Below are 6,717 nucleotides of genomic sequence, written 5' to 3'. Positions count from 1 at the left end.
CCTGAAACGTGACTTTTTCTACAATCTGAGGGTTCGCCGCGGCGAACCCTTTTTGTGTCTTCATGGAGCGTATGGCAACGCGATACGAATCGATGTGCCGACGCCGGACTCGCTCGTCACGTCGACCCGTTCTATGATGAGCGGTTCAATGATGAGATGAATCAAGTCGAAGTCGATGGCGCGACGTATCCTGTCAAAGAGCGGGTCGAAGCGACCCCGCTCAACGTCATGACGTTCGGCGGCATCTTCCTCGTCACCCGGGACGACGTCTATGAAGCGATCGAGAGTGACACGGTCGCGTATCACACGGTGAAAGTCGCCGATTATAAAGACCAGGCGGCATTGTCGGAACGCTTATCCGGACTTCCGAGCTTCTCGAGCGCGACGGACTTGTATCGCGACACGATGGCCGTGAACGGGGCGCTCCTCTTCGTCGGCAGTTTCCTCGGGCTCGTCTTCCTCGTCGCGACCGGGAGCGTCATCTATTTCAAGACGATGACCGAAGCTGAGGCGGACCGGGCGACGTATGCGGTGTTGCGTAAAGTCGGGATCTCGAAACGCGACATCAAACAGACGATTCGGCATCAAGTCGCCGTCATCTTCTTGGCGCCATATGTGCTCGGGTTGCTCCACGCGAGCGTCGCCTTGGTCGCGTTCTCCCGTCTGTTCGCGATGGACTTCACCGTGCCGGTCGTCGTCTGGATGGCGGTCTATTCGGCCGTGTACGCGATGTACTATGTCGTGACCGTCAAACGGTTCACAAAATCTGTATGTTAAGGAGGAAATGAAGATGAAGAAAATCATTGGGTTTACGCTCGCGTTCGTCCTCGTGACGGTCGGGCTGATCAACATCGACTGGCATCGGCTCGGGAAAGAGAACGCGTATGTTCAAGTCGGGGACGTGACGAACGTCGAAGAGACGACGCTCGACTCGGGAGAGGTCGTCCGTCGTTACGTCTATGAGACCGAGGCGTACACGAACGACGGAGAGGCGCGTGACGTCACATTCACGGCAGCGAAGGAATTACGTCAAGGCGCTTTTTTGATGCTCTATATGAAAGATGAAGCGGTCACATCATACGATGAGGTCGAGGCGTCTGACGTGCCGGAAGCGGCGCGGGAGAAGTTATAATCACATATCAATAAAGACCGCCTTTCCTGTTTATGTCAGGGAAGGCGGTCTTTCTCATGGTTGCGGTGATTCATCCGCGAGTTCAAGTTGGAGTATGTACGACAATTCGTTATGGGCCAATTGCGAGAAGTTCGTCTTTTTGACGTGCGTCCGCGGCCGCAGTCCGCATTCCAATGCGATGTCGACGATGGTCCGAATCTGATTTTCTGTATAGTACCGTTTGCGCCCAATCGTGAACGGGGTCGGCGGCAAGATGCCGTCGGTCTCCCATTTGATCAATTGTTGCTGGCTGCGGGGGATGCCGGCGATGTGAAACGCCCGGCTCAACTCTTTGAGCGGGTAGACGTTCAGATGCCGGTTGTTCAGCTGATACGGTTTCCCGTGTTCGGGACGATACGTATCCCATTCGGTCGCACGAAATGTCAGGTCGGTATGGTCGAAGTCGAGTTGAGCGGAAGGAATAAGGGGGTTGAGTGTGATGTCTAAGCTGTTCATCTAAAGTATCTCCTTCTTCAAATCAAACTGGTCATTTCTGAAAATGCCCTCCCTCGTATAGTACCCCATTTTCAAATCATTAACTGTAAGTTTTTTGAAAGTGGGGAAATGAATTCGTGGGACTATTGACGGATTTTCAATGCCGGTTCAACGTCTTTTACAATACCCTAAAAGGTATGAAAACTCAATCACAAAGCGGAGTATGATGAAATGAACTAATATTCAGACAATCTAGGTCGATAGTCATGAATCCTGAAATGAAAATAAAATGAGCAAACATCTCCCTTGTGTGGTTAATAGGGGCGAAGGAGGTGAGACATATGGCAATTTACCGAGAATACGCAAGCATTTTTTACCTCGACACGAAACGCGTCGTCGATGGGAAAGACAAGCGGCAACTCGTCCGGTTCGGTCCACTTGGCGCCCGGATGGAGACGGCGGAGATCAAGCAGTTCGGTGATCTCGTGACGCGACTCTTGTCCGTCGACTCGGCTACGTACGTCGTGTCCCGTGAGTTCCACGTGACGGTCTAAATTGGAGGAACCCTCTATGCGCATCCCCCCTCGTCCCGCCGCCGGCAAACGGCACGATGAGCAGGTGGTCACATGAGCTGGCCCGAACTCATCTCGAACCTCGGATTTCCGATTGTCGTCTCGCTCTATTTGCTCCACCGGATCGAGACACGGCTTGAGCGCATGATTCAGTTGCTCGAGCGCTTGGACTCCACTTACCCTTCTGAATTGTAATCATCCCCCGAAAGGAGTCATCCCCCATGGCACAGCTATCAGAAAAGAAAGCGACGCTCGTCTTGACGACGCATCACAACTTGGAAAGTTTAAAACCGACGAAAAAAGCGCAACGGTTCGGCCCGATCCGTGCGGCGCTCACGGCGAACGAGGCCGAGTCGTTCGGTCACCTCATGCTTGAGTTGATCGTTCAAGAAGATTTCACCCTCGCCGTCGTCCGCGAATACGACCTCGTCTAATCACCCACTTTAAGGAGGAGAATGAACCATGACTGAAACAAAACTCGAAATCGCCTTTTTGGATACGTTTAACAAAGTGACGCGCTTCCGCTTGAACAACGTGAAGCAACCGATTGACCCGATGCAGGTAAAGGCGCTCGCCGACTTCATGGTCGCGAACGACCCGCTCGCCAAGAACGTCGTCAAATGGACGGAAATCAAGATGATCGAAGGCTCGACGACCGTATTGAACGTCCAATAATGGGTTGAAAGATGGCTGAACATTCAGCCATCTTTTTTTAATGTTGGTCAATCGTCTTCAAAGTTTTCTGATAACGGTCGATATAGGAAGAAACGTTGGTTTTGAGAGGGGACTTTACATATGAAGAGAAAAGTAAGTTGGTCGGCGACGGTGCAACGGGTAAGACGTCGCCTGAGCCAAAAACCTGCATTCCGGTTGCCATCACTCAAATGGCCGGTCAAGGCGCGGCAACGTCAAACCGAAGGGAAAACGAAAGGGCTCACGATTCGCCAGAAGCTATGGGGGCTCGTCCTCCTGTCGCTCCTCATGGTCATCGGGGTCGGCGGCTATTCGCTCGTGTCATTGAACGATGCGAACAAGCAGGCTGGTGAAATCGTCGACGTATGGAACCGCGGACTCGATTATGCTCATGAATTGAACACGCTCGCCGCGAATTATCGGGCGCTCGAACTCGAGCATATCGTCACCGAGGACGCGGCCGGGAAAGACGAACTCATGACGAAGATGCAAGACATCCGGGCTCGCATCAATGAAATTGCCCCGAAATACGAGGCGACGGTGACGAGTGCGACGGACAAAGAACTGTTCGACTACTTCTCGCGTCAATGGGAGATGTATCAGCGAGTGTCCGACAACATGCTCACCTTCAGCACGTCCGGCAACAACGGGATGGCGCGGTCTTACTATGACGCCCAGTCCCAAGCGACGTACGACAACTTCACCCAGCGTTTGACGGCGCTCGTCGCCTATAACTCGGAAGGGTCGGTACGGGTCGGTGCCGATATGGAACGTGAGTTCAAACAGTCGCTCATCGCCCTCATCGCCGTGACAATCGGCGCGGTGTCGCTCCTCCTCTTCCTCGGGTTGAGCCTGCTCCGTTCGATTATCCGGCCGATGCGGACGCTTCAGACGAAGTTTGACGAGCTCGCGACGCAAGGCGGTGACTTGACGATGTCGATTCCGGTCACGTCGAATGACGAGATCGCACAAGTGAGCCGCTCGTTCAACACGTTCATCGCCTCGCTTCGTGACATCATGATTGACGTCGACGAGACGGCGAAAGTCGTCCTCGTCTCGTCGAAAGAAGTCGCCGCCGAAGTGACGCAGCTCAGCCGTTACATGGAAGAGACGTCCGGCACGGTCGAAGAACTGACGGCCGGCATGGAAGAGACGGCCGCTTCCTCGCAAGAGATGAGCGCATCGACGACTGAGATGGGTAGTTCAATCGATTCAATCGTCGACCTGTCGAACGACAGTGCCGAGACGGCGCAACATGTCGAACAACGCGCCCATGCGATGCGCACGCAGGCCATCCAATCAAAAACGGAAGCGACCGCGATCATCGAGGCGAAGCGGGTCGAACTCGACGAGGCGATTCGGGGGGCGAAGTCGGTCGAAGAGATTCGCGTCTTGACGACCGCGATCCTCGCCATCGCCGATCAGACGAATTTGCTCGCCTTGAACGCTTCCATCGAAGCGGCGCGGGCCGGGGACGCGGGACGCGGTTTCGCCGTCGTCGCCTCGGAGATTCGGAAGCTCGCCGAGAACTCACGCCAGACGGTGAACGAGATTCGAGACGTATCGAACACGGTCATCGACTCGGTCGAACGGTTGAATACGAGCTCGGCCGATATGTTGTCGTTCCTCGACACGACGGTCTTGTCAGACTACGACCGGCTCGAGGCGTCGGCGACGCAGTACGAGGCGGACGCGACCGTGTTCGGAGAGACGGCGAAGACGTTCGAAGGGAACGCGCTTCAGCTCCGTCATATGACCGATACGATTCTCGGTGTCATCCAAGAAGTCGCGACGACCGTGACGGAAGGGGCGGACGGGACGCAGTCGATCTCGGAGAAGGTCCAACGCTCGGTCGAACGGTTCAACGACGTGCAAGAGCGGATGCAGGAGACGGAACAGCGTGCGGTCGAACTCTCGAACCGGGTATCGCAGTTCAAACTATAAAGAGGAGGCCGCAGCGGACGTCCGCTGCGGTTTTTTTGTCCATTTCGAGAACCAGAAAATCAAAATATAGGTCAATCTGAACAAAAAGTAGTGCTAGCATTGGAAAAACGTTTGCACCATCCGATAAAATCCATGTAGTTCCAAAAAAAGAGAAATAGAGGTGGAAGAGGACACGTTCCTCGAACGACATGAAACGATTCAAAACACTATCGTTAACGAAAAAGCTATTCAGTGGCATCGGCTTGATTCTCCTGTTCGTGACGGTTGGCATGGGCTATAACCTGTGGACGCTTCACAACATGACGAGTCAGTATAAGACGATGATTGCCGAGGACGTCATGAAGATGAAGGCGGCCGATGACTTGTCACTCGGCATGACGCGGCAAGCGTACGGCGTACGCGGCTATATCCTCGTCCAAAACGACGAGCGTCGTGAACAAATCGAACGCGGTGGGACAGAGAAGACAGCCGCGATCGAGGAGTTGATGCGACTGGCCAAGACGGACGACGAACGGAGCGAGTTCGAACGTCTGTTGGCTTACGCGGCAGGCTATGACGAGCTGGCGACGCAAGCGATCGCAGCGGCGGATGCGGGGAACGCGGAAGACATCGAGCGACTGACGCTCCGACTCATGCCAGACGTGACGAAGTCGATCACCGAGACCGGTGAAACGCTTCAAGCCGAGTCGGAGGCGGCGATGCTCGCGAAACAAGACGAGCTCGAGAATCTTGGCGAGAGCGCTGTTCTGTATTCGGCCGGCGTCGCTATCCTTATTCTCGTCCTTACGCTCGGCGCGGGCTACTTCTTGCAACGGATGGTCACCGTGCCACTTCGTCTCCTCGCGAGAGAAGTCGATGTCGTCGCGAGCGGCGACTTGACACGAGACGACTTGGAGGCGCTGACGCGTGACGAGATTGGTCAACTCATGGTCGGCTTCAACGGCATGAAACTCAACTTGCGCGAGTTGATTGACGAAGTGAGCCGGAACGCCCAAGAGATCACGGCCCAGTCGGAAGAGCTGTATGCGAGCACCGAAGAGATGTCATCGCAGACGGAAGAGACGACGCGGATGATTGAGCGGGTCGTCGAGGAGACGATCGCACAGGCGCGCGAGGCGACCGGCAGTGCCAAAGCAGTCGCCGCAGCGGACGAAGGCGTCGACCAAATCGCGCGCTCCATCGGCACGATCAGTGAAGACGTCTCGACTAGCCTGAAGCTCGCCGAGGACGGCGGGGAGACGATTCAGCAAGCGAAACAGGAAGTGCTCGCCCTCGAGACCGAGACACGCCTCACAGGTGAGTCGATCGCGACGCTCAAGCAACAGTCGGACGAGATCGCACTAATCACCGAGGTCATCCAATCGATTACCGACCAGACGAACTTACTCGCCTTGAACGCCGCGATTGAAGCGGCCCGGGCCGGCGAACAAGGAAAAGGATTCGCCGTCGTCGCCGAAGAGGTAAGGAAGCTCGCCGAACAATCGAAGCAGTCGGCGACGCAAATCGCCGGGTTAATCGAATCGATTCAAGTCCAGTCGAATGCGGTACTGACGCGTCATGAAATGAGTGCAAAGCGTGTCGAGGTGAACACAAGATTACTCGAACAAGCGACGCATGCATTCGGTCAAATCGTTCAGCAGCTGCAGACGTCGGTCGACAACACGCTCCACATCCGAAAGGCATCGAGCGAGATCGCTTTGACGACGAAACAAGTTGCGACGGCCGCGCTCGGAATCGCGAGCGAGAGTGAACAGATGGCGACGACGATGCGCAGTGTCGGAGAGACGAGCGACTCTCAGCTTGCGATGATTCAAGAGTTGAACGGGGTCGCCGAATCGCTCGGCAACATGACTGGAGATCTCCAGACGTTGATTGGCAAGTTCAATACGTGACGAAAGCCGT

9 protein-coding genes are annotated in these 6,717 nt (G+C 55.1%); 8 read left to right on the top strand and 1 reads right to left on the bottom strand.

Annotated features, from left to right (window positions below):
- The first annotated feature begins 54 nt into the window (after positions 1-54).
- Together RT52_RS12745 and RT52_RS12740 are read left to right on the top strand one after the other, a co-directional pair.
- Positions 55-777, top strand: coding sequence for an ABC transporter permease family protein (locus RT52_RS12745; RefSeq protein ID WP_081852717.1), 723 nt, complete (start codon positions 55-57; stop codon positions 775-777).
- A gap of 13 nt (positions 778-790) precedes the next feature.
- A complete protein-coding gene (locus RT52_RS12740) occupies positions 791-1,132 on the top strand; it encodes a YxeA family protein (RefSeq protein ID WP_034817826.1) in 342 nt (113 codons plus the stop codon).
- Between the two features lie 54 nt (positions 1,133-1,186).
- On the opposite strand, the gene RT52_RS12735 is transcribed toward RT52_RS12740, so the two are convergent.
- Positions 1,187-1,627 carry a MerR family transcriptional regulator gene (locus tag RT52_RS12735; protein ID WP_034817825.1) on the bottom strand — a complete coding sequence of 147 codons (441 nt, stop codon included), beginning with the start codon at positions 1,625-1,627 and terminating at the stop codon, positions 1,187-1,189.
- A gap of 320 nt (positions 1,628-1,947) precedes the next feature.
- On the opposite strand from RT52_RS12735, the gene RT52_RS12730 reads away from it, so the two are divergent.
- The 6 genes from RT52_RS12730 to RT52_RS12705 all read left to right on the top strand — a co-directional run bounded on the left by RT52_RS12730 (position 1,948) and on the right by RT52_RS12705 (position 6,707).
- Positions 1,948-2,160 (top strand): hypothetical protein, encoded by a 213-nt coding sequence (locus RT52_RS12730; RefSeq protein ID WP_034807491.1) that lies wholly within the window; start codon positions 1,948-1,950, stop codon positions 2,158-2,160.
- 72 nt (positions 2,161-2,232) lie between these two features.
- Positions 2,233-2,373, top strand: a complete 141-nt coding sequence (locus RT52_RS16230) for a YvrJ family protein (protein WP_021066374.1) — start codon at positions 2,233-2,235, stop codon at positions 2,371-2,373.
- 26 nt (positions 2,374-2,399) lie between these two features.
- Complete coding sequence (locus RT52_RS12725; RefSeq protein WP_034817824.1) at positions 2,400-2,612, top strand: hypothetical protein; 213 nt, start codon at positions 2,400-2,402, stop codon at positions 2,610-2,612.
- A gap of 28 nt (positions 2,613-2,640) precedes the next feature.
- The gene (locus tag RT52_RS12720) at positions 2,641-2,853 is read left to right on the top strand and encodes a DUF2922 domain-containing protein (protein ID WP_034807495.1); all 213 of its coding nucleotides are present in this window, start codon (positions 2,641-2,643) and stop codon (positions 2,851-2,853) included.
- 120 nt (positions 2,854-2,973) lie between these two features.
- Positions 2,974-4,815 carry a methyl-accepting chemotaxis protein gene (locus RT52_RS12715; RefSeq protein WP_034817823.1) on the top strand — a complete coding sequence of 614 codons (1,842 nt, stop codon included), beginning with the start codon at positions 2,974-2,976 and terminating at the stop codon, positions 4,813-4,815.
- A gap of 188 nt (positions 4,816-5,003) precedes the next feature.
- Positions 5,004-6,707, top strand: coding sequence for a methyl-accepting chemotaxis protein (locus RT52_RS12705; protein ID WP_081852716.1), 1,704 nt, complete (start codon positions 5,004-5,006; stop codon positions 6,705-6,707).
- Positions 6,708-6,717: the final 10 nt, after the last annotated feature.

Source organism: Exiguobacterium alkaliphilum 12/1 (assembly GCF_000714435.1).
GTDB lineage: Bacteria > Bacillota > Bacilli > Exiguobacteriales > Exiguobacteriaceae > Exiguobacterium > Exiguobacterium alkaliphilum.
Note: the sequence above shows the minus strand (reverse complement) of the source record. Positions and strands in the feature narration are given on the sequence as shown.

Excerpts from the sequence above, each read along its gene's own strand:
- RT52_RS12730 (WP_034807491.1), top strand. The coding sequence starts at position 1,948 with ATGGCAATTTACCGAGAATACGCAAGCATTTTTTACCTCGACACGAAA.
- RT52_RS12735 (WP_034817825.1), bottom strand. The coding sequence starts at position 1,627 with ATGAACAGCTTAGACATCACACTCAACCCCCTTATTCCTTCCGCTCAA.
- RT52_RS16230 (WP_021066374.1), top strand. The coding sequence starts at position 2,233 with ATGAGCTGGCCCGAACTCATCTCGAACCTCGGATTTCCGATTGTCGTC.
- RT52_RS12725 (WP_034817824.1), top strand. The coding sequence starts at position 2,400 with ATGGCACAGCTATCAGAAAAGAAAGCGACGCTCGTCTTGACGACGCAT.
- RT52_RS12720 (WP_034807495.1), top strand. The coding sequence starts at position 2,641 with ATGACTGAAACAAAACTCGAAATCGCCTTTTTGGATACGTTTAACAAA.
- RT52_RS12705 (WP_081852716.1), top strand. The coding sequence starts at position 5,004 with ATGAAACGATTCAAAACACTATCGTTAACGAAAAAGCTATTCAGTGGC.
- RT52_RS12740 (WP_034817826.1), top strand. The coding sequence starts at position 791 with ATGAAGAAAATCATTGGGTTTACGCTCGCGTTCGTCCTCGTGACGGTC.
- RT52_RS12715 (WP_034817823.1), top strand. The coding sequence starts at position 2,974 with ATGAAGAGAAAAGTAAGTTGGTCGGCGACGGTGCAACGGGTAAGACGT.